Source organism: Pseudoponticoccus marisrubri, from assembly GCF_001482405.1.
Lineage (GTDB): Bacteria > Pseudomonadota > Alphaproteobacteria > Rhodobacterales > Rhodobacteraceae > Pseudoponticoccus > Pseudoponticoccus marisrubri.
The window spans coordinates 316354-340654 of the sequence record NZ_LPXO01000002.1 but is presented as its reverse complement, the minus strand read 5'-3'; the positions used below and the strand labels follow the sequence as shown (position 1 = coordinate 340654).

The window sequence follows — 24301 nt, the reverse complement described above, 5'->3', positions numbered from 1 at the left end:
ACAGGTATGTTTGACAAATGTATGGCGCTTCTTCTGGCGGTGGCGCTCTGGGTGGCGCCGGTCGCCGCCCAGTCGCCCGACGAGATCGTCTATATCCAGGTCGAGGCCCGGACCAGCCTGAACGGCGCGCAGGCCAGCGTCCGCCGCTTTGCCGAGAGCGTCAATGACGTGAACGGCTTTGCGCTGGGCGGCGGCTGGTACGGTGTGGCGCTGGGGCCCTATACCCGCGCCGATGCCGAGATCCGGATGGAAGAGCTGCGCCGCCAGGGGCTGATCCCGGTGGACAGCTATCTCGAGCGCGAGACCTCCTACGGGCAGCAGTTCTGGCCGGTGGGCGCGCAGGCTGCGCGCGACGCGGGCACGCTGGAGCCGCGCCAGACCACGCAGGCCGATCCCGAGCCGCAGCCCCTGCAGGAGCCGGTGGTTGAGAACCCCGCCCGCGTGGCCCAGCCCGACCCCGAGCCCGAGCCTGAAGAGACGCTGCGCGAGGCGCGCGCCTCGGAACGTCAGCTGAACCGTGCCGAGCGTGAAGAGCTGCAGATCGCGCTGAAATGGGCGGGCTTCTACAATGCCGGCATCGACGCCGCCTTCGGCCGCGGCACGCGCCGTGCCATGACCCAATGGCAGCGCGAATACGGCCACGAGCCCACCGGCGTGCTGACCACCCGCCAGCGCGCGCAGCTGCTGGGCCAGTATTATGCCGTGCTCGAAGGGCTGGGCATGGCGGTCTATACCGATCCCAATGCCGGCATCCGCATGGAGCTGCCGCTGGACGTGGTGGCCTTCGACCGCTACGAGGCGCCCTTCGCGCTGTTCCGCCCGACGGGTGACCTGGGCGTGCGCGTGCTGCTGATCAGCCAAGCCGGTTCGCGGCAGACCATGAACGGGCTCTACGAGATCATGCAGACGCTCGAGATCGTGCCGCTGGAGGGCGAGCGCGAGCGCGACAGCAACGGCTTCCTGCTGACCGGCGCCAATGACGAGATCGTCAGCCATACCGAGGTGACGCTGCGTGGCGGGCAGATCAAGGGCTTCACCCTGATCTGGCCGGCGGGCGACGAGGAGCGCCGCAGCCGCGTGCTGGGCCTGATGCAGGCCAGCTTCGAGCGGATCGAGGGCACGCTGGATCCCGCTGCCGTGAGCGATGACGGCCAGGCGGTCGACCTCGTCTCGGGGCTGAAGGTGCGCACGCCCAAGCTCAACGCCTCGGGCTTCTTCATCAACGGATCGGGCATCGTGCTGACCAGCGCCGAGTCGGTCGCCGCCTGCGAGCGGGTGACGCTGGACGGGGTGCACAATGCCCAGGTCGTGGCCCGCGATGCCGAGCTGGGCGTGGCCGTGCTGCGCCCCGAGGAGCGGCTGGCGCCGCGCCGCGTGGCGCAGTTCCGCTCGGACGATCCGCGCCTGCAGAGCGAGATCGCCGTGGCCGGCTACCCGTTCGGCGGCGTGCTGAGCGCGCCGACGCTGACCTTCGGCACGCTGGAGGACCTGACCGGTCTGGCGGGCGAGGACCGGATGAAGCGGCTGGCCGTGGCGGCCCTGCCGGGCGATGTGGGCGGTCCGGTCTTCGACGCGGGCGGCACCGTGGTCGGCATGCTGCTGCCGCGCGAGCAGGAGGGCGGCCGGCGGCTGCCCGACCAGGTCAGCTTTGCCGCCAAGGCCGAGATGATCCTCTCCTTCCTGCGCCGCAACGGCATCCAGGCCGTGGCGCGCGGCGGGGCCGGGCCCATGGCGCCCGAGGACCTGACCGCGCTGGCGGCCGACACGACCGTGCTGGTCAGCTGCTGGTGATCAAGCGGGCGTGACCGGATCGTGACCCGATCCGGTCCGCCCCGGCGGAACCCCTGCCGCGGGGGCAAGTTGTGCCCCCAACGCTCACAAGAGGAGTTCCGCAATGACTGCCGAAACCATCGTCGCCATTCTGGCCTTCGTCACTATCGGGGCCGTGCTGGTCTTTGCCATCATCGGCAAGCGCCGCATCGAACAGCGCAAGCAGGACGGCTCGGTCCCGAAATCGACCCTGGCCGCCGACAAGGACAGCAAGGGCACACCGGTCGATACCTGAGCCCGCATCGCGCCCCGTCCCGCCGGACGGGGCGCTTTTGTGTCCGGGCCCGTGGCTAGGCGCGCAGCCCGTGATGCAGCAGGATCGGCACGGCGAGGTCTTCCTCATCCCTCAGGTGCCGGTCGAGAAAGCCTTGCAGCGCCTCCACCGCGTCGCGCAGCGGGCGCACTTCCGCTCCCATGGCGGCCGGGTCGAGCACGGCCAGTTGCACGGCGCGATTGCCGTGCCGGGTCACGCGCTCCAGCGTGGCATCGAGAACGGCGTGGTCCTGCTCCAGCATCTCGAGCCCGCGGGCAAAGCGCGGATCGGCCGCTTCGAGCTCGGGGAAGAAGCGTCGGTCCTCCCATCTGTGATGGCCGTGCAGGCTGGTCACCAGCCGGTGGCCGAGATGCCCCAGGCGGTCGGCATAGGTCGGGTCGACCATCCGGCCGTCCAGGAACGCTTCGCCATCCTCGCGCATCTGGAAGGCCAGCCGGCGAAACATGTCATGGGCGCCCATCCAGTGTTGGATTGCGCGGGCGAAATGCGGGTGCCGCGCCCAGCCATCGCGTGGGTGCGCCCGCAGCAGGGCCTGCATCTCGGTCGGCAGGCCCTGCCGTTGGATGATGTTCGTGGTCATGGCCTGCAGATGGCAAATTGTTACATCATAACAATCCGCGAGAAGCGCACAGGCTTGGTCCGCGCCCGCACCGCGGCCGGGCGCCCGTGACGCATGACGGCGCGAGACCTCCATCCCGCGCCGCCAAATCTTTTCAGGAAAAGATTTGCAAATTCCTTCTCAAGGAATTTGGTCCTCAGTTCTTTTCCTTGTCGACCATCTTGCCGGCCGAGATCCAGGGCATCATGGCCCGCAGCTTGGCGCCCACTTCCTCGATCTGGTGGGCGTCGTTGTTACGGCGGATCGCCTTGAACGAGGGCTGGCCCACGGCGCATTCTGCCATCCAGTCGCGCACGAAACGGCCCTGCTGGATGTCGTCGAGCACTTCCTTCATGCGCTTCTTGGTCTCGTCATAGGGCAGGATGCGCGGGCCCGAGACATATTCCCCGAACTCGGCCGTGTTCGAGATCGAGTAATTCATGTTGGCGATGCCGCCCTCGTAGATCAGGTCCACGATCAGCTTCACCTCGTGCAGGCACTCGAAATAGGCCATCTCGGGCTCGTAGCCGGCCTCGACCAGCGTCTCGAAGCCCATGCGGATCAGCTCGACCAGGCCGCCGCAGAGCACGGCCTGCTCGCCGAACAGGTCGGTTTCGCATTCTTCCTTGAAATCGGTCTCGATGATGCCCGAGCGGCCGCCGCCGATGGCCGAGCAGTAGGACAGGCCGATTTCCAGCGCCTTGCCGGTGGCGTCATTGTGCACCGCCACGAGGCAGGGCACGCCGCCGCCCTTGACATATTCGCCGCGCACCGTGTGGCCCGGGCCCTTGGGCGCCATCATGATGACGTCGACACCCTTGGGCGCCTCGATCAGGCCGAAATGGATGTTCAGGCCATGGGCAAAGGCGATCGCCGCGCCCTCGCGGATATGGTCCTTGATATGGCGGTTCCAGGTGTCGGCCTGCAGCTCGTCGGGCATGGTGAACATCAGCACGTCGCACCATGCGGCGGCTTCTTCCAGCCCCATGACCTGCAGGCCTTCGCCCTCGGCCTTGGCGCGGCTGGCCGAGCCCTCGCGCAGTGCCACGGCGATGTTCTTGGCGCCCGAATCGCGCAGGTTCAGCGCATGGGCATGGCCCTGGCTGCCATAGCCCAGGATGGCGACCTTCTTGTCCTTGATCAGGTTCACGTCGCAGTCGCGATCATAATAGACACGCATGTCCGGCTCCTTCCGTCTTATGTGTTCTGTGGCCGCACACTAGGCCCGGCGGCGCGCCGAGTGTTTGCGTTTTTTGAGTATTTGAGGAAAGATGAAAGACAATCATTCGCTCGTTTGCGATAATGCGGGAAAATCATGCTTGATGACACGGATCGGCGCATCCTGCGCCAGTACCAGACCGATCCCGAGATGGCGGCGTCCGACCTGGCCGGGCGTGCCGGGGTGACGGGCTCGACGCTGGCGCGGCGGCTGGCGCGGCTGCGCGCGGCGGGCATCCTGCGCGGGGTGCGCGGCGTGATCCACTGGCCGAGCCTGGGCTACGAGGTGGCAGTGTCGCTGCGGGTGACGCTGGACAAGACGCAGCCGCGCGCCTTCGACGAGTTCCTGGCCGCGGCGCGCGAGGTGCCGGAGGTGCTGGAGATCCAGACCTTCCTGGGCCAGGTGGATGTGCGGCTGAAGGTGATCGCGCGCGACATGGCGCATTACCAGGAGCTTTACCGCGGCGCGCTGCTGACCCTGCCGCATATCGCCGATATCGAGGCGCTGATGCATGTGGCCGAGGTCAAGGGACAGGAGACCCTGCCGCTGTGATCGCGCTGGACGAGACCGATCGCGCGCTGATCCGCGCGCTGGCCGAGGATATCCATGCCTCGGCCGGGGCGCTGGGGCGCGAAACGGGGCTGTCGCAGCCGGCCTGCTGGCGGCGGATCCGGCGGCTGCGCGACGCCGGGCTGTTCCGCGGGGCGCGGCTGGATCTCGACGCGCAGGCGCTGGGGTTCGGGGTGACGGTCTTCCTGGGCGTCAAGCTGGCCACCAAGGGGCGCGTCAGCCTCGAGGATTTCGAGCGCGCGGTGGCCGCCATCCCCGAGGTGCAGACGGTGGAGCACGTGCTGGGCGCCTATGATTACCGGCTGCGCGTGGTGGCCCGCGACATCAGCGATTTCGAGCGCGTGCTGCGCCGGCGCCTGATGACGCTGCCGGGGGTGGGCAACCTCGATGCCAATGTGCTCTTGAGCGAGGAGCGCCGCCCGGGCCCGATCTGAGCGCCGCTCAGGCGCTCTGCCGCAGGGCCTGCGCCTCGAAGGCGCGCAGCGCGGGCCGCGCGGTTTGGAGGGTATCGCCGTGGCCCTGCAGCTCGGGGAAGAGGGCGATGATCTCGTCGCGCGCGCCCTGTTCGACGCTGTCCAGCGTCTGCGCGCCGAGGAAGAGCGATTCCGCCGGGCAGCATTCGGCGAAGACGATCTCGTGCCGGTCGAAGAGGAAGTGGTAGTAATCCACCGTGCCGCCCTCGACCAGCCGGATGCCCTTGCCATCGACCAGGTGCTTGGCGGCGACCAGCACCTCGGGCTCGCCGAAGAGCAGCTCGGCCCGGGCGCCGCGCACCAGCAGGCGATGGTTCTGCGAGACCCTCAGGGCGCGCAGGTTGCCCAGCTCGCCCGCCCCGATCTCGACCGGGGCGTTGGGCCCCGTGGCCTCCAGCCGCGTGCCGCCGATCCAGCGGATGGGCTGTGGCCCGTGATCCAGCGTGGTCACCGCGTCGCCCGCGCGCAACGTCTCGATATAGCGCGGCCCGTCGGGGCATTCGATCAGCGTGCCGCGCGCGAAGCACAGCACGAGGTAGATGTCATTGCCCAGCGTGCCGCCGTGAAAGACGCCGTCGGCGGGCTCGTTGTCGATCCCGTCGATCGTGTCGTTCTGGTTGTAGTCATTGTCCTTGAACTGGTCGAAGAAGACCGTCTCGCCCCCGGCCACGTCGGTCAGGTCGCTGCCGGCGGCAAGGAAAAGCTGGTTCAGCGACGGCGCCCCGGGATCGGAGGAGGACATGTTGCCGAGGTTCAGGCGCAGGTAATTGTCGCCCACCCCGGCATTGCCGCTGCGGATCGAGCCGGCGCCCGAATAGGTGAATTTCGGGACGTCGTTCAGGTAATCGACACTGGTGTCGTAGACGGTGATCCCGGTGATGGTCGCGCCCTGCGTGACGCCGCCATCGGGCGTGGCGCCGCTGACCTCGAACCGCACGATGTCGTCGGCATCCCATTGCAGGTCGCCGCCACGCACCTGAAGGCCGCCCTCGTTCTCGTTGCCGCCCTTGGGCCGCACGCGGATCTTCGCGCCACCGAGCACGCTGAACCCGTTGATCAGGAAACTAGTGTCTGCCATGCCTGCCTCGCCCGCGGATCTGGCGCCCGCGTAAGCCGTTTTCCCCTGTATACACGCTTTCGGCCGTCAACGGAATCGCAAGACTTCGGATTTACGCAATGCGCGGCGGCAAAATGGGGTTTTGCCAAGCCGGGCGGCGCGCGCTATCGACGGCGCATCAGATTGGAGGGTTTCACATGGCGCTGCTCGACACGGTCGACCCGAACGGGCTCGACGAATTCTCGGTGGTCTTCACCGACCGCTCGCTCAACCACATGTCCGCCGCGTTCCAGGAGGTGATGCGCGACATCTCGGGCATGCTGCGCGAGGTCTACAAGGCCCATGCCGTGGCGGTGGTGCCCGGCGGCGGCACCTTCGCCATGGAGGCGGTGGCACGCCAGTTCGCGCGCGGCGCCGATGTGCTGGTGGTGCGCAACGGCTGGTTCTCGTATCGCTGGAGCCAGATCATCGAGGCGGGCGGCTTTGCCGAGAGCGCGACGGTGATGAAGGCGCGCCGGCAGGGCAATGCGGCGCAGGCGCCCTTCGCCCCGGCCCCGATCGAGGAGGTCGAGGCGAAGATCGCCGAGACCCGACCCGACGTGGTCTTTGCCCCGCATGTGGAGACATCGGCCGGGGTGATCCTGCCCGATGATTATGTCACGCGGCTGGCCGCCGCGGCGCATGAGGTGGGCGCCCTGATGGTGCTGGACTGCATCGCCTCGGGCTGTGCCTGGGTCGATATGGAAGCCACCGGGGTCGACGTGCTGATCTCGGCCCCGCAGAAGGGCTGGTCCTCGACGCCCTGCGCCGGGCTGGTCATGCTGTCGGAACGTGCCGAGCAGCGGCTGGAGCAGACCAGCTCGGACAGTTTTGCCGTGGATCTGAAGAAATGGCGCCAGATCATGGCGGCCTATGAAGGGGGCGGGCATGCCTATCACGCGACCATGCCCACGGACGGGCTGCGCGCCTTCCGCGACACCATGGCCGAGACGCGCGATTACGGGTTCGACCGGCTGAAGGAGGCCCAGTGGCAGCTGGGCAATGGCGTGCGCGCGATGCTGGCCGAGAAGGGCGTGCGCTCGGTCGCGGCCGAGGGGTTCGGCGCGCCCGGCGTGGTGGTCAGCTATACCGACGATCCCGAGATCCAGTCGGGCCGCGCCTTTGCCGCCGGGGGCACGCAGATCGCCGCTGGCGTGCCGCTGCAATGTGACGAGCCCGAGGGGTTCTCGACCTTCCGTCTGGGGCTGTTCGGGCTGGACAAGCTCTATGACGTGGACGGCACGCTGGCGCGGCTGGGCCGCGCGCTGGACGCCGCACTCTGAGAAAACACGCGCCGCCCCGGGGGACGGGCGGCGCGACGCCTTACCCGCCGGCGCCGAGGCCCAGCTTCATCAGCCCGGTGCGCACGGGCTTTAGGCTGTAGAGCGAATCGAGCCCGCGGGCCCGGATCTCGCGCAGCGGCGCGGCCGAGACCTGAGAGATGCGGTTGAGCGCGGTGATGCCCGCCACGCGCACCCGGATGTCGGTGATGCGCGCCCGGTGATAGGCGTCCAGCATGGCGCGGTCGCCCAGCCCCTCGGGACGGGCGATGGCCAGATCCCGCAGGGTGGCGATGTCGCGCAGGCTCATGTTCAGGCCCTGTGCACCGATCGGCGGCACCACATGCGCGGCCTCGGCCACCAGCGCCACGCGCGTGCCCGACAGGCGGCGCGCTTGCTGGGCAATGATCGGCCAGACGCTGCGGCGCGAGACCAGCTTGAGCGGCCCGAACAGCGCGCCCGACCGCTCGGTCATCTCGGCCTCGAAGGCCTCGACCGGCAGCGCGGCCAGCCGCTCGGCCTCCGGGCCATGCTCCATCCAGACGATCGCAGAGCAGGGACGCCCGTCGCGATCGGGCAGCGGCACCAGTGTGAAGGGCCCGCCCGAGCGGTGGATCTCGGTCGAGACATTCTCGTGCGGGATCGGGTGGGTGACCGCGAAGGCCAGCGCCTTCTGCCCGAACCGCGTGGTGCTGACCTCGATCCCGGCGGCCTGCCGCACGGGCGAGTCGCGCCCGTCGGCGGCCACCACCAGGCGGCAGCGCACGGAGCGACCGTCGCTGAGACCCACCCGGGCCTCGGTCTCGCGGGTCAGCACACGTGCGACGCCGACACCCTGCAGGAAGGTGACATCGGCCAGCCCGTCCAGCCGCGCGGCCAGTTCGCGCTTCATCAGCCAGTTGGGCAAGTTCCAGCCAAAGGGCCGGTCGGAGATGTCTTCGGCATCGAACTCGCGCGCCACGCGTTCCTCGGCTCCGGATTCCACGATGCGCATTACTTGCAGCGGCGTCGCATGGGCGTCGAGCCGCGGCCAGAGTCCGATCTCGTCGAGGAAATCACGGGCCGATTGCAGAAAGGCCGTGGTGCGCAGGTCCGCGCCCTCGGCCGCGGCATCGGCGGCGGGGGGCGGCCCGGGATCCACGCAGATCGTGCGGAAGCCGGCCTGCGCAAAGCCGGCCGCGGCGGTCATCCCGGCGATCCCGCCGCCGGCCACAAGGATATCGGTGTCCATCATCTCTCTCCTTGCGGGGCAACCTAGGGGGCGGGGGCCGGATTGACCATGCGGCCTACTTGCCGACGGTGATCAGCATCAGCACCCCGAAGACGACCGGCACGGTGGCCAGCATGACCATGGCAAGGCCCGGCAGGCCCCAGATCAGCGTCGCCACCGCGACGATGGCGAGGAATGCCAGCACGCCCAGCAGGATGCCCGGCGTGGTCTCCATGAAGTGGGGCTGGGATTCGTCGGCATGTGTGTCGGTCTCGGTGGACATTCTTGGCGCTCCTGATTGTGATGTCCCCGACGTAAGCACTGGGCCGCTGGGTGAAACGTGCGAAATGTCGCATCCGCGCCAAGGGCGCCGTGCCGCGGCCCCGGCGCCTCAGCGCAGGCGCGACAGGAAGGCGCCCAGATCGTCGGTGAAATGCTGCACATGCGGCGCCTCGACCGGCGTTTCGGCCACGTGCACGGTGCGCATGCCCATCTGGTGGGGCGCGGCCAGGTTGCGCGGGTCGTCCTCGAACATCGCGGCCGCCCGCGGGTCCAGCCCGTCGCGCGCAAAGATCCGGCGGAAGGCGCCAGCCTCGGGTTTTGGCGCATAGCCGGCATGTTCCACACCATAGATCGCGTCGAAGGCGGCCGAGAGCCCGCGCGCCTCGAGCACGCGGGCGGCGTAGGGCGCGCTGCCATTGGTGTAGACGATGCGCCGCCCGGGCAGCGCCTTGATGCATTCGGCCAGGTAGGGATCGGGCGCCAGCGCGTCGAAGGAGATGTCGTGCACCTCCTCCAGGTAGGCATCGGCATCCACGTCATGTTCGCGCATCAACCCGGCCAGCGTGGTGCCGTATTGCGCCCAGTAGGCCTTGCGCAGCCGGTCGGCCTCGGCCTCCGTGCCGCCGACGGTGCGGCGCACGAACTCGGTCATCCGGACCTCGATCTGGTCGAAGAGCCGCATGGCAGGCGGATAGAGCGTGTTGTCGAGATCGAAGACCCAGGCCCGGACATGGGCGAAATCGGGCATGAGGTCGGGCAGGCGCAGCGGTGATGTCATGAGGACCTACCTAGGCGCGGCGATGTCGCACGTCCAGCCGTGCCGCTTGCGGCTGTGGTCCCCGCATGTCTATCGTGGCTCCCAGACCTCAGGAGAAGATGATGACGCAGGTGCGCAGCCCGCAGAAAGACGCCTACACGATGATCCTCGAGGCCATCGATGGCGGTGTCTACCGTCCCGGCGACCGGCTGGTCGAGAGCGAGCTGGCCGATCGGTTCGGCGTCTCGCGCACGCCGATCCGCGAAGCGCTGCAACGGCTCGAGACGCAGTCGCTGCTGACCCGGGACGGCCGGTCGCTGATCGTGGCCTCGCTGGATCACAACCAGATGGCCGAGCTCTATGCCGTGCGCACCGAGCTGGAAGGGCTGGCCGCGCGGCTGGCCGCCCGCCACGCGACCGAGGAAGAGGTGCAGGTGCTGCGCGACATGGTCGAGGAGGACCGCGCGCTGCTGGACGATCCCGGCGCGCTGGCGCGGGCCAACCGGCGTTTTCACAAGATGATCCACCTGGCCTCGCATAACCGCTTTCTCGTGCAGCAGCTGGACCTGGTGCATCGCTCCATGGCGCTGATGGCGACCACCTCGCTGGCGGCGCAGGGGCGGGGCGATGACGCGCTGGCCGAACACCTGGCCATCGTGAACGCCATCGCGCGGCGTGACGAGGATGCCGCCTATACCGCGCTGCGCGACCATATCTCGGTGGCCTTCGTCACGCGGCTCAAGCTCGATTCGAAGGAGCGGCACGAGTTCTGAGGCTCAGCCCGTATCGGTGGGCAGGTCGGCCCCGGGCCCGTCCGGCGCGGAATGGCCGTGCTGGGTCTTGTCCCAGTAGAAGGGGCGGGTGACCGTCTCCCACAGGGCCTTGTAGATCGCCAGCGTGGCCATCGGGTAATAGGCGAAGAGCGTCGGCACCCAGGGCATCAGCCCGCGATGCGGCGTGCGCGCCACTGCCGCCAGCCCGATCAGCAGCGCCGTCGCCTCGGCGCCGAGGAACAGCGCGGTCAGCCAGACCAGCGCATCCTGGCTGAGATAGGGATCCAGCGGGTGCGGCAGCCCGGCGAAGAACAGCCAGAAGGACCACAGCACCGGGGCCAGGGTGAATTGCACGATCGTGGTCAGGAACAGCATCTGCATGCCGGCAAAGCGGCGTGGGCCGAGGTCGCGCAGCAGCGCGCGGGGGCGGCGGCTGTGCACCCACCAGGTGATGACATAGCCCTTGAGCCAGCGCGAGCGTTGCTTGACCCAGGGCCAGGCGCGGTTGTTGGCCTCTTCCCGGGTGACGGTGGGCAGCATCTCGGTGCGCCAGCCGGCGCGGGCCAGCCAAAGGCCCAGGTCGGCATCCTCGGTCACGTTATGGGCATCCCAGCCGCAGCAATCCTCCAGCGCCTCGCGGCGGAAGAAGACGGTGGTCCCGCCCAGCGGGATGGCAAAGCCCAGCCGCACCAGACCGGGCAGCAGGATGCGGAACCAGCTGGCATATTCGATGGCGAAGCAGCGCGACAGCCAGTTGGCGCGCGGGTTGTAGAAATCGAGGATCCCCTGCAGGCAGCCCAGATCCGCAGGAGCCTCGGCAAAGCGGGCCACCACGCGGTCGATCTGGTCGGGGGCAGGCGAATCCTCGGCATCGTAGATGCCCACGATATCCCCCAGTGCGAAACAGAGCGCATAGTTCAGCGCGCGCGGCTTGGTGGTGACCGGGCCGGGCGGGACGACCACGACGCGCATCCAGGGCGGCAGCTCGGTCCGGGCCAGCGCGGCGCGCGTCACCGCGTCCTCGGCTTCCAGCACGAGGATCACCTCGAGCAACGTGCGCGGATAGGTCACGCGCGACAGCCGCGTCACCAGCGTCGTGGCGATCTCGGCCTCGCGGAAGAGCGGCACGAGGATCGTCACGCGAGGAGGCGACCGGGGCAGGGTGACGGCGGCCCGGTCCGGGGGGCGGTTCGGCGTGGCGACCAGCGCGGCCAGCTTCAGCCCCTGCGCCACGATCAGCGAGGCCAGCGCCAACGCCAGCGCCGCCCCGAACAACGCCACCGGCGCCACGACCAGAAGCGCGAGGCAGAGCGCGCCGCAGAGCCCCGCCATCACCCGCGCGGCGGGGGCGGCATGGTTGAAATCGCGGCAGCTTTCCTGTTCGGGGCGCCAGGTCTCGGCGGCGCGGGCCAGCTCGGCACCGCAGCGCTCGGCCAGCTCGTCCTGGATATCGGCCTCATGGGTCAGCGCCATCATGACCGGGCCGATATCGGCCGGCAGAAGCGGCAGCAGGGCCTCGAACCGTTCGGGCCGGGCGGTGGCCAGGACCAGTGTCTCGCCCAGCCGCAGCCAGGGCAGCACCCCATGGGCCAGGCAGAATTCCGGGGGCAGCGTGCCGACAAGGTCGGGATCTGGCGGCGCCTCGGCCCGGCGCAGCACGATGGCGCCGAAGTGGCGGGCCTGCGCGGACAGCACCTCGGCCCGCGTGGCGATGCGCTCGGCCGCCAGCACCTGCTCGACGGGCCGGCCGATGCGCCCGGCCTCGGCCAGTGCGCCCAGCATGGAGCGGGGCGCGACCTGTCCGGCCTCCATCAGGATATGTCCAAGGGGCTGGCCGCGCTGGGCGCCGGATTGCCGCAGGGACGTCAGGTCGGGGTGAAGCCGTTCCTGGTTCATGTGCAGATCCTTTCCGTCCCCCCGACGGTAGGATTTGCACAATGAAGCTTAAATTTGAGTTAACTCAAATAGTTAACGCAAGCTTAACGGCCCGCGCCGAGCTTAACGGCCCGCGCCGAGCGAGGCGGCGAAGCGTTCGAAGAGGTAGTAGCTGTCCTGCGGGCCGGGGCTGGCCTCGGGGTGGTGCTGCACCGAGAAGACCGGACGGTCGGTCATGCGGATCCCGCAATTCGAGCCGTCGAACAGGCTGACATGGGTTTCCTCGACCCCGTCGGGCAGGCTCTGGCTGTCCACGGCAAAGCCGTGATTCATCGAGGTGATCTCGACCTTGCCGGTTGAAACCTCCTTGACCGGGTGGTTGGCGCCGTGATGACCGTGGTTCATCTTGATGGTGCGCGCGCCAAGCGCCCGGGCCAGCATCTGGTGGCCGAGGCAGATGCCGAAGATCGGCACCTCGGTCTTGTCCAGAAGTGCCCGGATCATCGGCACGGCATATTCGCCGGTCGCCGCCGGGTCGCCGGGGCCGTTCGACAAAAAGACGCCGTCGGGCTCATGTGCCATGACCTCGTCATAGCTGGCCGTCGCGGGCAACACGGTGACGTCGCAGCCCGCCGACGCGAGGCAGCGCAGGATGTTGCGCTTGGCGCCGTAATCCACCGCGACCACCTTGTGGCGCGCCTCGGTCTGGCGGGCATAGCCCTCTGGCCAGGCCCAGCGCATCTCGTCCCAGCGGTAGCTCTGCGCGCAGGTCACGTCGCGCGCGAGATCCACCCCTTCGAGCCCGGCAAAGCCGCGTGCTGCCGCGACCAGCGCACCGATGTCGAAATTGCCCTCGGGGTCATGCGACAGCGCCACGTGTGGCGCGCCCTGCTGGCGGATCGCCCGGGTCAGCCGCCGCGTGTCCACGCCGCCGATCGCGATGCGCCCGCGGGAGGCCAGCCACGCGCCCAGTTCCTGCGCGGAGCGCCAGTTGGAGCTTTGCGTCGGCATCCACTTGACCACCATGCCCGCGGCGACCGGGTCGGCGGTCTCGTCATCCTCGGGGTTCACGCCGACATTGCCGATATGCGGAAAGGTGAAGGTGACGATCTGCCCGGCATAGGAGGGATCGGTCATGATCTCCTGGTAGCCCGACATGGCCGTGTTGAAGCACAGCTCGGCCACGGTCTGCCCGGTGGCGCCGAAGCCCTGCCCGTAGAAGATCGTGCCGTCGGCAAGCGCGAGGCAGGCGGTGGGTTTCTGCGGATCAGTGGACATGGCGGCTCTCCGGTGGCGGGCAAATCGTGCGGAACCTATGTGTCTGCAGGGTCACGGTCAAGAGCCGATGGAAAAAGCGAAATCGCGTATTATCAAGGGTTTGGCCGCAGCGCGCGTGGTTGCGCGGGCGCAAACCTTGCGATAGGGTCCGGGCTTGGGCCGAAAACGCGGCCCTGCATTCGGGGATGAGGTCGATGGATTTGAGAACTCGCGTCAACAGCGCGGTCAAACAGGCCATGAAGGACAAGGACCAGGCACGCCTGTCGACGCTGCGCCTGATCAACGCCGCGATCAAGGACCGCGACATCGCCGCGCGGGCCGCCGGCAACGAGACCGGGGTCGATGACGCGCAGGTGCTGGCCATCATGGACAAGATGGTCAAGCAGCGCCGCGAGAGCGTGAAGACCTTCGAGGAGGGCGGCCGCCTCGACCTTGCCGAGAACGAGCAGGCCGAGATCGAGGTCATCCAGGAATTCCTGCCCCGCACCCTCTCCGAAAAGGAGGTCGACAAGGCGATCGACCAGGCGGTGGACGAGGTCGGCGCCCAGTCGATCCGCGACATGGGGCGCGTGATGGGCGTGCTGAAGTCGAAATATACCGGCCAGATGGATTTCGGCGCCGCCGGCGCGCGGGTCAAGGACCGGCTGGCCGGCACCTGAGCGCGCGGCCCGGACCCCGGTCAGGGCTGGGGAAAGGCCTCGGCGATCTCGGCCAGCGCGTCGGGATCCTCGATCGCGAAACGCTCGACGAACCGCGCCTTGAAGCTGGTGCGCCCGCGCCGCGCGCCGAAATTCTCGCCATGGTTCAGCACGTAGAGCACCGAGGGGTGGGCGAAGGCGGCCAGCCGCCGCCCGGCCAGCGCGGCGAGATAGGGAAACATCCGGTGCTCATGCGCCACCATGGCGCGCAGGAAGGCGGTGCTCTCGGGCATGTCGGGGTCATGCGCCAGCGCCGCGCAGGAGCCGCAGAGCTTCCAGAAGGGCTTGCGCGCCGGCTCGCGCAGCGTGGGGGCATCGGCCAGCGCGATCTGCCCCGTGGCCGCATCCATGACATAGCCCGATTGCGCGACATAGCCGTTGGGGGCCTGCCGGCGCAGCATCTCGGCCACCACGCCCTGGCGCAGCAGGTCGTCGGCGTCAAAGCTCATCACGTAGCCCGGGGGCAGGGCCATTTCGGGCAGGTGATCGCAAAGCCTCTGCAGCTTGGCCCATTTGTCATTGCCCTCGACCGGCGTGTCGAAAGGCAGAAAGATCAGCCGGGGGTCGTCGGGCAGGGGCGGGGCCTTTTGTCCGCAGATCACCGCCTGCCAGTTGGGATTGTCCTGCGCCAGAAAGCAGCGCAGCGTGTCGCCCAGCCGGTCGCAGACCGCATCCCAATCGCCCACGTGATGCGGTCCGACCAGCGGGATCAGGAAGGTGACCGTCTTGCGCCGCGGCGGCATCCGCGCCTCGGCGGCGGCGCGAAGCTGCAGCGCGGCGCGTTCGCTCTCGATCGGGTTCAGCCGCTCCAGCCAGTCCGTGCGCCCCGCCATGGCCGCCGCCAGCATGGCCGCGCGGTGGAACTTGGACGGGGCGGGGAGCTGGGACATGGGCGGCCTTTCGGAGCTCAGGGCGTGTTGGCGGCGCGCACCCGGTCCTGGAGTTCCGAAAACAGCGCCTTGCGTTCGTCTTCGCTCAGAAACGCGCCGATCTCAACCTCTCGTCCCTTGCCCTTGAGCGTCACGTAGAAGGGCACGGGCCCGCCCTTTTCGTGCAGGGCCACCTGAACCCAGTAGGTGTTGGACTCCCAGTCCTGCACGGCGCCGTCGGGATTGGTGCGGGTCAGGTGCGTCATGTCGGGCGTGATGGTCAGCACCTCGAGGATCTGCCGGTCGCGCGCATTGCGCCGGAGCGCGTAGTAGAGCGCCGCCGTCGCGGCCAGCATGAAGGGCAGGATCCCCCAGAGCAGCACCGTGCCCAGAAGCCCGTAAAGCGGGATCGAGGCGAACAGAAAGAAGCCCAGGATCATCGCGGCGAAGCCCTGCGGCGGCAGAGAGTTGTGCGGCCAGAGCTGCAGCTCCAGCGGCGTCTCGGCAGGGGGCGACCAGCGATAGGGCATGCGCTCAGCCCCGTGCCCCGCAGGCCATGCCGCGCAGTCCGGCGGGCGCAACGGCAAAGGGGCAGGGGGCAGATCGCATGGGCACTCTCCTTGGCTGGCGCAAAACCTACCGCGCGCCGGGGCCAAGTCAAATGGCCGGGCGCGGGGCGGACCGGTGCGAAATGCCGCAGGCGCGTGACGTGTCGCGCACGCATCGCGTGCCGCATCGGACATGCGGGCAGGCTGGGGCCGCCCAAGAAAAAGGCCCCGGATTTCTCCGGGGCCTTCTGTCCTGTCGTCTGTTGGATCACGGCGCTCAGTGCGCGTGGCCCTTGTCCCAGTCTTCCTGCTTCGGAAGCTGCTCGAACGTGTGCTCGGGCGGGGGCGAGGGCAGGGTCCATTCCAGCGTGTCGGCGTATTCGTTCCACGGGTTGTTGGCGGTCGACAGCGCGCCGCGGGTCAGCGCGTGATACACCACGTAGAAGAAGAACAGGAACGACGCGAAGGAGATGAAAGCCCCCCAGCTCGAGACGTAGTTCCACAGCGCGAAGGCCTCGGGGTAATCGATGTAGCGGCGCGGCATGCCCTGACGGCCCAGGAAGTGCTGGGGGAAGAAGGTCAGGTTGGCGCCGATGAACATCGCCCAGAAGTGGATCTTGCCGAAGGTCTCGTTGTACATGCGGCCGGTCATCTTGGGGAAGTAGAAGTAGATCCCCGCGAAGATCGCGAACACGGCGCCCAGGCTCATCACGTAGTGGAAATGGGCCACGACGTAGTAGGTGTCGTGATAGGCCCGGTCCACGCCCGCCTGGCTGAGCACGATGCCGGTCACGCCGCCGACGGTGAACAGGAACAGGAAGCCGAAGGCCCAGAGCATCGGCGTCTTGAACTCGATCGAGCCGCCCCACATCGTCGCGATCCAGCTGAACACCTTCACGCCCGTGGGCACCGCGATGACCATGGTGGCCAGCATGAAGTAGCTCTGCTGCGTCAGGCTCATGCCCACGGTGTACATGTGGTGTGCCCAGACGACGAAGCCCAGCGCGCCGATCGCGATGATCGCCCAGACCATCGGCAGGTAGCCGAAGACGGGCTTGCGCGAGAAGGTGGCGATCACGTGGCTGATGATGCCGAAGCCGGGCAGGATGATGATGTAGACCTCGGGGTGGCCGAAGAACCACAGGATGTGCTGGTAGAGCACAGGGTCGCCGCCGCCGGCCGGGTCGAAGAAGGTCGTGCCGAAGTTGCGGTCGGTCAGCAGCATGGTGATCGCGCCGGCCAGAACGGGCAGCGACAGCAGGATCAGCCACGAGGTGACGAAGATCGACCACGAGAAGAGCGGCACCTTGAACAGGGTCATGCCCGGGGCACGCATGTTCAGGAAGGTGGTGATCATGTTGATCGCGCCGAGGATCGACGATGCCCCCGAGACGTGCACCGCGAAGATCGCGAGATCCATGGACATGCCGCCTTCACGCACCGAGAGCGGCGGGTAGAGCACCCAGCCCACGCCCGAGCCCAGCTGCCCGTTGCCGCCCGGTGCGAAGACCGAGCAGACCGCCAGCGTGGTGCCGGCGACATACAGCCAGAAGGACAGGTTGTTCATGCGCGGGAACGCCATGTCGGGCGCGCCGATCTGCAGCGGCATGAAATAGTTGCCGAAGCCGCCGAACAGCGCCGGAATCACCACGAAGAACATCATCAGGATGCCGTGCGCGGTGACCGTCACGTTCCAGATATGGCCGTTGGGCGTGCAATCCCCAACCGCGGCGGCGGTGAAGCGCATGCCTTCCTGGCACATGTACTGCACACCGGGCTCCATAAGCTCCATGCGCATGTAAACGGTGAAGGCCACCGAGATGAAGCCCACGATCGCCGCGGTAATCAGGTAGAGGATCCCGATATCCTTGTGGTTCGTGGACATGAACCAGCGGGTGAAGAACCCCCGGTTGTCTTCATGCTCGTGGCCGTGAATGGCGGCGTCTGCCATGTCGTGCCTCCTGTTGAAACCGTCGGGCATGCGCGGACAGACTCCACCATGCCGTTCCCACGGTTTTTTAGAATGTGTGCCGCGGGCCGGCAATGCAGGGATTTGACGCAGATCAAACATAATTGTCGCACCCTGCGCAGGGCGGGCAGGCTGCGGCGGGTCAGGCTTTCCGGACTTATGGAACCACGCGCCGCGGCGTAGGCTTTCTGTATACCTGCTCGCTGCAACCGCCCCCGGAAGGACCCGCATCATGGCCTATTTCGATCCCAGCTTCATCTCGGACCGCCGGACCCTGCGCCAGCGCGTTGCGCGCCTGTTCGACACGCCCTTCGACCGCCGCTATCGCCGCGTGGCGCGCCGGGTCGAGGAGCTGCGCGCCATGTCCGATGCCGAGCTCGCCCGTCTTGGCATCGCGCGCGAAGACATCCTGCTGCACGTCTTCTCGCGCAAGGGCTGACGCCGCCGGCCGGGCGGGCGCCGCCCGGTCTTGTATGGACGTCCGTAGGCAGGTCTGCCCGCGGACGTGTCGGACCTGTTCAGCGCGTCATGACCCGGTCGAACTGCTGTCGCAGCGCCACGTCGAGATCATCCATCGTGACCGGCAGGCCCAGGTCGACAAGGCTGGTCACCCCGTAATCCGAGATTCCGCAGGGCACGATCCCGTCGAAATGCGACAGGTCCGGCTCCACGTTGATCGAGATGCCGTGAAAGCTGACCCATTTGCGCAGGCGGATGCCGATGGCGGCGATCTTGTCCTCGGCCATGCGCCCGTCGGGCAGGCGCGGCTTGTCGGGACGCTCGATCCAGACGCCGACACGGCCCTCGCGGACATGGCCCTTGAGGTTGAAGGCGTCCAGCGTGGCGATCACCCAGGCCTCGAGATCGCGCACGAAGCAGCGCACGTCGCGGCCGCGCCGACTCACGTCCAGCATGACATAGGCCACGCGCTGGCCCGGCCCGTGATAGGTGTACTGCCCGCCGCGGCGCGTCTCGTAGACCGGGAAGCGGTCCGGATCGCGCAGATCCGCAGCCTGCGCGCTGGTGCCTGCCGTGTAGAGCGGCGGGTGTTCGAGCAGCCAGACGCATTCCTCGGCCCGGCCCGCCGCGATATCCGAGGCCCGCGCCTCCATGAACTCCAGCGCCTCGTCATAGGGCACCGGGGCCTCGCTGATCCGCCATTCCACCATGCGTTCTACCGGGGCAGCAGCCCCGCCTCCCTGATCCGGGGGACATTGGCGCGGCTGACCGGGATCTCGGTCCCGTCGGTCATGGTCAGAATGGCCCGGTCGCCCACGCGCCGCGCGCCCTGCACCTGTCCGAAGGCGGCCCAATGCGAGCGGTGCACCTGCGCGCCCCGCACCCCGTCCGTCTCGCGGATCGCATCGCCCAACCGCATCAGCAGCAGCTCCTCGCCCTTCGTCGTTCGCACCCGCACATAGTGGTCTTCGACCGAAAGCGCCACCAGCGGCGCGCGCTTGTCGAGCGGCAGGCGCTCCAGCAGGGCGGGTGGCTTGGTCGGGGCAGGGACCTCGGGCGCGGCCGGGTGCAGGTGGCGGCCGGCCACGTGCAGCACCGCCGTCACGATCAGGGCGATCACGAAGAGCGTCGCCAGGAAGCCCGGCAGCTCGCGCGGCCCGGGCAGGTAGGCGAAGAAGAGCAGGTTGAGCCCCAGAACGACGCCCCAGACCAGCACGCCGGTCAGGCTGCCCACGGCCGTCACGCGCAGCCAGGCCGGCTGGCGGCCCAGGCGCGGGCCCAGCACCTCGCCCGCCAGAACGCCCGCCCCGTAGGTCGCCGTCACCAGAACCAGCCAGTAGCCCAGCCGCGGCACCAGCGGCAGCAGCGCATCGGTGCCGAAGGGCCCCGCGATCCCGGCCACCGCGCCGATTCCCGCAAGGCTCGCCAGCGTGGCGGGGTGCGTCATGTGGCGGCGCCATTCACGAAGCGCGGATTGCGGTTGCCTGTCACTCACGAAGCCTCTCCCTCCGGCGGCGCATTCCGGATGGCACGGGCGCGGCCGATCTGTCCAGTGCAGGGCATCACCAAGACGCCCCGAACACGGAGACATGACATGACGCTCGATCCCCTGCTGCACGCCCCGGTCACCATCCAGATCCACGCGCTTGCCGCGCTTGCCGCCCTGCTGCTGGGGCCGCTGGCGCTCTATCGGCGCCGGCGCGACCGGCTGCACCGGGTCGCGGGCTATGGCTGGGTCACGGCAATGGCGCTGACCGCGGCCAGCGGCCTGTTCATCCCCGCCGGCATCCTGCCGATCGTGGCCGGGTTCGGCCCGATCCACCTGCTCTGCCTCGCGGTCTTCGTGGCGCTCTGGCAGGGCATCCGTGCGATCCGCGCCGGTGCCCAGGCCCGCCATGCCGAGACCATGCGCAGCCTCTACTGGCAGGCGCTGGGCATCGCCGGGCTGCTGACCCTGCTGCCGGGCCGGCTGATGAACGAGACGCTGTTCGGCGCCGCGCCCTGGCTGGGCTGGCTGGTCATCGTGCCGGGCGGGCTGGCGCTGGCGGGCTTCGCGCTCCGCACACGCACCCGCATGGCATCGCCGCGGCCGGCCTGAGCCGGCCCGCCGGGTCCAGAAATCTGCACCTGGACCCGAAAACCCTCTTCACATCGCCGAAAGGCTTCGATAAGAGGCCCCTCACCAAGCCTAGACAGTGCGGTCGTGGCGGAATTGGTAGACGCGCAGCGTTGAGGTCGCTGTGGGGTAACTCCCGTGGAAGTTCGAGTCTTCTCGACCGCACCATCTCATCCCCGAAAATCCGATCCGGTTGATCCCGCGCTGCGGGATCATGGTGTTCGTCCGTTCTTCCAACGACGCCACACAGGGACACAGGCATGGCCCGTTCCAGCCGCTCGACCTTCCCGCAACGCATTTGCGGCCGGTTTCATCCCGCCAATTCCCTTAAACTCTTTGTTATCCCCGTTCCCCGCGCAAGGCGGATGAAACGGGCGCCGCGGGCGTTCTTGTCTCGAAACGACCAGAGCGAGGCTAGATGTGACCACTGCGACAGCACAGAACAGTTCCGAGATCTCCGACGCGCTGGTTTCGGAAGTCGAGACGGACGCCCGGGAGGGGCGCGGGGTGAAGATCCGGCGCATCGGCGGCCGGGGCATCAAGTACACGGCGCTGGCCCTCGTGCTGGCGGCGACGGTGAATTACGGCATCCTGGGCACGCTGGCCCATGACATCGACAATGATCCCGCCTTCCGCGCGACCGAGATCCCCGAGGGCGGCAGCTCGGCCGTGGCGACCGCCGCGGCGCTGATCGACCGCGAGGTGAACCAGAACGGCTGGACGCCGAACGACCCGTTCTTCGCGCCCACGGCGCTGCTCGACAACATGCCGAACTTCCAGGCCGGGATCCGGCAGGCGGTGGGGCGGTTCAGCTTCGAGATGCTGGACCAGATCGCGCGGACCCGGGGCTCGTCCAGCTCGGATGCCGATCTGGAGCGCGCCACCGGCTTCCTGCAGTTCCCGCCCGATATCTGGATGTGGCAGCCGACGCGCTCGCTTCTGCCGACCGTGCCCTCGGAGAGCCAGTACCGTGACGGGCTGGCCGCGCTGATGCGCTACAATGCGCGGCTTTCGGCGGGCGACGCGGTGTTCGAGCCGCGCGCCGACACGCTGGCCAACACGCTGACCCGGATCTCGGCCGATATCGGCTCGCTCACGGCGCAGCTGGACCGCGCGCAGCAGACCGGCTGGTGGGTGTTCTCGAACACCGCCGATGACGTGTTCTACTACAACAAGGGCGTGCTCTACGGCTATTACGTCATCCTCTCGGCACTGGGAGAGGATTTCGAGGCGGTCATCCGCGAGCGCAACCTTGCCAATGTCTGGGAGCAGGCGCTCTCGGGCCTGCGCCAGGGCGCCGAGCTGAACCCGGCCATCGTGCTGAACGGGGATCTCGAAAGCTCGATCTTTGCCAACCACCTCGCGCTGCAGGGTTTCTACATGAAACGCGCGATCCTGCAGTTCGAAGAAGCCGTCGGCGTGATGGCGATCTGATCCACTCCACAAGTCTTGCAGGAAGGACACCTGAGATGTTCACGCGTTTTTTCGGAAACCGGTCTTCGGATGAGGACGGGCCCCGCTCGCTGGGCGAGCGCTATGCCAGCTGGCGGTTCAGCGGCGATGTGACCGCCATCATGGCCTGTTTCGACCGGCTCTCGGATCGCCGTCTTGCCCTGATCGGGATGCGCCGCGAGGAGTTGTTCGAGGCGGTCTCGGACCTGATGCTGCGCGCCGAGGAAGAGCGCCGGATGGGCCGCGAGGCGATCGAGCTGCTCGAGAACCCGCCGGTCGCACCCGAGGACGAGGGCCGCGAAGATCGGCCCGAAGCGGCGCCCGAGAGCCGGGCGGCCTCCGAGGCGGCCTGACCGTCATCCCCAAGCGGGAAGGGGGCGGGTGCCGCCTTCCCGACCCCCGCGCGTGACGCGCGCGCCAGATGGGCGCGCCCGCCGCATCCCGGTACGCACCGGCCCGAGCTCGCGCCCCGAGGAACGGGGACGGCCCGGGCGCTTTGCACGCCGGCCGGCCAGAAGGCCGAGATCCCAGCCAGCCCGAAGGTTTGCCCGTGACGGGGCCGGACCCCGCGGGCGCAGCCATGCCGCCCGCGTCCCGGCCGTCCGGGGCTTGCGCGGCGCGTTTCACCCAAGACCCCCAGGTCACCAGAAAGAGGTCAATTTCGTGCAGCATGTCACCGAGGATTTCGCCGACCGGATCCGCGACTTCTACGAGGATCCGCTCGAACCGCTCTCGCAGCAATTCATGTTCCGACGGCCGCCGACCATCGGCGAGCTGCAACGCCCGCCGCAGGTCCTGCTGCTGGGCAACCACTCCTCGGGCAAGTCGACCTTCATCAACTACCTGCTCGGGCAGGACATCCAGAAGACCGGCGTCGCGCCCACCGATGACAGTTTCACCATCATCACCCATGGCACGGACCGGGCCGATCGCGACGGGCCGGCGGTGGTCAGCAATCCCGACCTGCCTTACGAGGGGCTGCGCCATTTCGGCGACCAGCTGGTCAGCCATGTCCGGCTGAAACAGCGCCCCTCCGAGCTGTTGCGCACGGTGACGCTGATCGACAGCCCCGGCATGATCGACGAGGCCAAGGCCGAGGGCGGGCGCGGCTACGACTTTCCGGGCGCCGTGCGCTGGTTCGCCGAGCGCGCCGACCTGGTGATCGTCTTCTTCGACCCCGACAAGCCCGGCACCACCGGCGAGACGCTGCAGGTGTTCAAGGAATCGCTGACCGGCATCGACCACAAGCTGCTGATCGCGATGAACAAGATGGACCAGTTCCAGAACCTGCACGATTTTGCGCGGGCCTACGGGGCGCTGTGCTGGAACCTGGGCAAGGTCACCATGCGCAAGGACCTGCCGCTGATCTACAACACCTACACGCCGACCATGGGCAAGCCCAGCTCAAAGCTGCCGCTCGACGATTTCGAGGAGGCGCGCGAAGGGCTGGTCGAAGAGCTGCGCCGCGCGCCGACGCGGCGGCTCGACAACATGATCACGCAGATGCAGACCTTTGCCGAACGGCTGCGCCTGCATTCCTTCGTCATCGACGGCGCGGCGCGGGCCTATCGGCGTGTCCGCCTGCAATGGCGCATCGCCCTGCTGGCCCTGTTCGCGGCGGCAATGGGCGCGACGGTCGCCACCGGCATGGTGATCGCGCTGCCGGGGGTCGTCGCCGCCTTCGTGATCCTGGCCATCATGGTCGAGGCGCTGATCCTGCCCGGCCGCAAGCGCCGCATGGTCGAGCGCTTCGACGCCATCTTCGAGCAGATCCACGGGCGCGAGCTGTTGATGCGGGATCGCGACATGGACCTGCGCGCGCTTTGGGACCAGGTCAAGCCGCATGCCCGCGACGTGGCCACGAAATGCGGGCTGCAGAGCTTTGCCCGGCTGGGGCGGTCGGACCGCGCCAAGCTCAACGAGCTGATCGACGAGGCGATCCCGCAGCTGCGCAGCGAGCTCTACGGCAAGTTCGGCAAGACCGAGGACCGGCCCGAGCCGGTGCTGCCGCATCTCTCCGAGGTGGTCTCCTCCGACGAGGAGGAGGACCGCCCCTTCCTCGCCCAGCTGCGCAAGTCGGTCTGACGCGCATGCGGCGCGGACCCCGGTCCCTGTCCGGAAACCCTGCGTTGCCGATCCGGTGCGGATGAAAGCGCCGCGCCGCGCGTTTGTGCGAGTGGGGCCGGACAGGGCCCGCGGGTCTGCAGAAGCGGACCGGATATCCGGCAGGGACGCGGCGAAGTGCCGTGATCCCGGCAGGGGGGCGACCCGTCACGCCAGCCTGCCGCCGGAGACTGCGGTCGCGGCCGCCGCGCCGAAAGACCCGGTGCGGCGACCACATACTCACAGTGGTCATGCGAGGAGACGACAATGACGCTGATCCATCTCTGCGAGATCGATTTCTACATCGACGGGGAACTGGGGCCGGACGAGGCCTGCGAGGTCGAGGCGCAGCTTGAAAGCGATGAGGGGGCCCGGGCGCTGTTCGACGCGCTCTGGCAACAGAAAGAGGCGATCACCCGTGCACTCGAGGCGCTGGACCGGCCATCGCCGGCCCAGAAGCGCACGGCGCGGTTGCAGGCGCGGCTGGCACAGGCGCTCTACCGGCAGCTCTCGGCAGCGCGTCCCGTGCCGGTCGAGGTGCCGGTGCTCAAGCCGAGCTGACCCATCCCGGA

Annotated in this window: 26 protein-coding genes and 1 tRNA gene; 14 read left to right on the top strand and 13 right to left on the bottom strand. The window is 68.3% G+C overall.

The annotated features are described in order from the left end of the window. Positions 1-21 precede the first annotated feature (21 nt). Both AVJ23_RS05385 and AVJ23_RS22760 read left to right on the top strand, forming a co-directional pair. Complete coding sequence (locus tag AVJ23_RS05385) at positions 22-1791, top strand: serine protease (protein WP_058861270.1); 1770 nt, start codon at positions 22-24, stop codon at positions 1789-1791. Positions 1792-1894: 103 nt separating this feature from the next. Next, on the top strand, positions 1895-2065 hold the full coding sequence (locus AVJ23_RS22760; RefSeq protein WP_157772618.1) for a hypothetical protein: 171 nt from the start codon (positions 1895-1897) through the stop codon (positions 2063-2065). Positions 2066-2120: 55 nt separating this feature from the next. Here the strand turns inward: AVJ23_RS22760 and AVJ23_RS05380 are convergent, their stop codons facing one another. Beyond that, positions 2121-2684: a hemerythrin domain-containing protein gene (locus tag AVJ23_RS05380; RefSeq protein ID WP_058861125.1), complete on the bottom strand. Its 564-nt coding sequence runs from the start codon at positions 2682-2684 to the stop codon at positions 2121-2123. A gap of 175 nt (positions 2685-2859) precedes the next feature. Next, entirely contained in the window at positions 2860-3882 is a 1023-nt protein-coding gene (gene ilvC, locus AVJ23_RS05375; protein ID WP_058861124.1) for a ketol-acid reductoisomerase, read from the bottom strand. Between the two features lie 135 nt (positions 3883-4017). Between ilvC and AVJ23_RS05370 the strand changes: the two genes are divergently transcribed. Together AVJ23_RS05370 and AVJ23_RS05365 are read left to right on the top strand one after the other, a co-directional pair. Further along, positions 4018-4473, top strand: coding sequence for an Lrp/AsnC family transcriptional regulator (locus AVJ23_RS05370; RefSeq protein ID WP_058861123.1), 456 nt, complete (start codon positions 4018-4020; stop codon positions 4471-4473). Beyond that, a complete protein-coding gene (locus tag AVJ23_RS05365; protein ID WP_058861122.1) occupies positions 4470-4925 on the top strand; it encodes an Lrp/AsnC family transcriptional regulator in 456 nt (151 codons plus the stop codon). Before AVJ23_RS05370 ends, AVJ23_RS05365 begins: the two co-directional genes overlap by 4 nt. A 7-nt stretch (positions 4926-4932) precedes the next feature. Here AVJ23_RS05365 and AVJ23_RS05360 read toward each other — a convergent pair whose 3' ends face one another. Then, on the bottom strand, positions 4933-6042 hold the full coding sequence (locus AVJ23_RS05360; RefSeq protein WP_058861121.1) for a Hint domain-containing protein: 1110 nt from the start codon (positions 6040-6042) through the stop codon (positions 4933-4935). A 176-nt stretch (positions 6043-6218) separates the two neighbouring features. On the opposite strand from AVJ23_RS05360, the gene AVJ23_RS05355 reads away from it, so the two are divergent. After that, positions 6219-7343, top strand: a complete 1125-nt coding sequence (locus tag AVJ23_RS05355; RefSeq protein WP_058861120.1) for an aminotransferase class V-fold PLP-dependent enzyme — start codon at positions 6219-6221, stop codon at positions 7341-7343. A gap of 40 nt (positions 7344-7383) precedes the next feature. Here AVJ23_RS05355 and AVJ23_RS05350 read toward each other — a convergent pair whose 3' ends face one another. The 3 genes from AVJ23_RS05350 to AVJ23_RS05340 all read right to left on the bottom strand — a co-directional run bounded on the left by AVJ23_RS05350 (position 7384) and on the right by AVJ23_RS05340 (position 9610). Next, complete coding sequence (locus AVJ23_RS05350) at positions 7384-8571, bottom strand: UbiH/UbiF family hydroxylase (protein ID WP_205626828.1); 1188 nt, start codon at positions 8569-8571, stop codon at positions 7384-7386. Positions 8572-8626: 55 nt separating this feature from the next. After that, entirely contained in the window at positions 8627-8833 is a 207-nt protein-coding gene (locus tag AVJ23_RS05345; RefSeq protein ID WP_058861118.1) for a hypothetical protein, read from the bottom strand. A gap of 108 nt (positions 8834-8941) precedes the next feature. Continuing rightward, the gene (locus AVJ23_RS05340; protein ID WP_240484530.1) at positions 8942-9610 is read right to left on the bottom strand and encodes a pyrimidine 5'-nucleotidase; all 669 of its coding nucleotides are present in this window, start codon (positions 9608-9610) and stop codon (positions 8942-8944) included. 101 nt (positions 9611-9711) lie between these two features. Here AVJ23_RS05340 and AVJ23_RS05335 point away from each other — a divergent pair, with 101 nt between their 5' ends. Beyond that, the gene (locus AVJ23_RS05335) at positions 9712-10362 is read left to right on the top strand and encodes a GntR family transcriptional regulator (RefSeq protein ID WP_058861116.1); all 651 of its coding nucleotides are present in this window, start codon (positions 9712-9714) and stop codon (positions 10360-10362) included. 3 nt (positions 10363-10365) lie between these two features. Here AVJ23_RS05335 and AVJ23_RS05330 read toward each other — a convergent pair whose 3' ends face one another. Both AVJ23_RS05330 and carA read right to left on the bottom strand, forming a co-directional pair. Then, entirely contained in the window at positions 10366-12258 is a 1893-nt protein-coding gene (locus AVJ23_RS05330; protein WP_240484529.1) for a glycosyltransferase, read from the bottom strand. Positions 12259-12360: 102 nt separating this feature from the next. Next, positions 12361-13515, bottom strand: a complete 1155-nt coding sequence (gene carA, locus AVJ23_RS05325; RefSeq protein ID WP_058861115.1) for a glutamine-hydrolyzing carbamoyl-phosphate synthase small subunit — start codon at positions 13513-13515, stop codon at positions 12361-12363. 194 nt (positions 13516-13709) lie between these two features. Between carA and AVJ23_RS05320 the strand changes: the two genes are divergently transcribed. Continuing rightward, a complete protein-coding gene (locus tag AVJ23_RS05320) occupies positions 13710-14174 on the top strand; it encodes a GatB/YqeY domain-containing protein (protein WP_058861114.1) in 465 nt (154 codons plus the stop codon). Between the two features lie 20 nt (positions 14175-14194). Here the strand turns inward: AVJ23_RS05320 and AVJ23_RS05315 are convergent, their stop codons facing one another. The 3 genes from AVJ23_RS05315 to ctaD form a co-directional block, all read right to left on the bottom strand. After that, positions 14195-15103, bottom strand: a complete 909-nt coding sequence (locus AVJ23_RS05315) for a hypothetical protein (RefSeq protein ID WP_058861113.1) — start codon at positions 15101-15103, stop codon at positions 14195-14197. A gap of 17 nt (positions 15104-15120) precedes the next feature. Continuing rightward, positions 15121-15612, bottom strand: a complete 492-nt coding sequence (locus tag AVJ23_RS05310) for a DUF2244 domain-containing protein (protein WP_058861112.1) — start codon at positions 15610-15612, stop codon at positions 15121-15123. 295 nt (positions 15613-15907) lie between these two features. After that, the gene (gene ctaD / locus AVJ23_RS05305; RefSeq protein WP_058861111.1) at positions 15908-17581 is read right to left on the bottom strand and encodes a cytochrome c oxidase subunit I; all 1674 of its coding nucleotides are present in this window, start codon (positions 17579-17581) and stop codon (positions 15908-15910) included. A gap of 250 nt (positions 17582-17831) precedes the next feature. Here ctaD and AVJ23_RS05300 point away from each other — a divergent pair, with 250 nt between their 5' ends. Continuing rightward, on the top strand, positions 17832-18038 hold the full coding sequence (locus tag AVJ23_RS05300; protein ID WP_058861110.1) for a hypothetical protein: 207 nt from the start codon (positions 17832-17834) through the stop codon (positions 18036-18038). Between the two features lie 79 nt (positions 18039-18117). Here AVJ23_RS05300 and lipB read toward each other — a convergent pair whose 3' ends face one another. Both lipB and AVJ23_RS05290 read right to left on the bottom strand, forming a co-directional pair. After that, positions 18118-18768 carry a lipoyl(octanoyl) transferase LipB gene (gene lipB, locus AVJ23_RS05295; protein WP_058861109.1) on the bottom strand — a complete coding sequence of 217 codons (651 nt, stop codon included), beginning with the start codon at positions 18766-18768 and terminating at the stop codon, positions 18118-18120. Positions 18769-18773: 5 nt separating this feature from the next. After that, positions 18774-19553 (bottom strand): LytTR family DNA-binding domain-containing protein, encoded by a 780-nt coding sequence (locus AVJ23_RS05290; RefSeq protein WP_157772617.1) that lies wholly within the window; start codon positions 19551-19553, stop codon positions 18774-18776. A gap of 99 nt (positions 19554-19652) precedes the next feature. On the opposite strand from AVJ23_RS05290, the gene AVJ23_RS05285 reads away from it, so the two are divergent. The 6 genes from AVJ23_RS05285 (at position 19653) to AVJ23_RS05260 (ending at position 24290) form a co-directional block, all read left to right on the top strand. Beyond that, on the top strand, positions 19653-20156 hold the full coding sequence (locus AVJ23_RS05285; RefSeq protein ID WP_058861107.1) for a DUF2306 domain-containing protein: 504 nt from the start codon (positions 19653-19655) through the stop codon (positions 20154-20156). 99 nt (positions 20157-20255) lie between these two features. Further along, a tRNA-Leu gene (locus AVJ23_RS05280) sits at positions 20256-20342 on the top strand. 252 nt (positions 20343-20594) lie between these two features. Beyond that, positions 20595-21608, top strand: a complete 1014-nt coding sequence (locus AVJ23_RS05275; protein WP_240484528.1) for a DUF2333 family protein — start codon at positions 20595-20597, stop codon at positions 21606-21608. Between the two features lie 35 nt (positions 21609-21643). Next, on the top strand, positions 21644-21979 hold the full coding sequence (locus tag AVJ23_RS05270) for a hypothetical protein (protein ID WP_058861106.1): 336 nt from the start codon (positions 21644-21646) through the stop codon (positions 21977-21979). Positions 21980-22289: 310 nt separating this feature from the next. Continuing rightward, positions 22290-23711, top strand: coding sequence for a dynamin family protein (locus AVJ23_RS05265; protein WP_240484527.1), 1422 nt, complete (start codon positions 22290-22292; stop codon positions 23709-23711). Between the two features lie 285 nt (positions 23712-23996). Continuing rightward, positions 23997-24290, top strand: a complete 294-nt coding sequence (locus AVJ23_RS05260; RefSeq protein WP_058861105.1) for an anti-sigma factor family protein — start codon at positions 23997-23999, stop codon at positions 24288-24290. Positions 24291-24301: the final 11 nt, after the last annotated feature.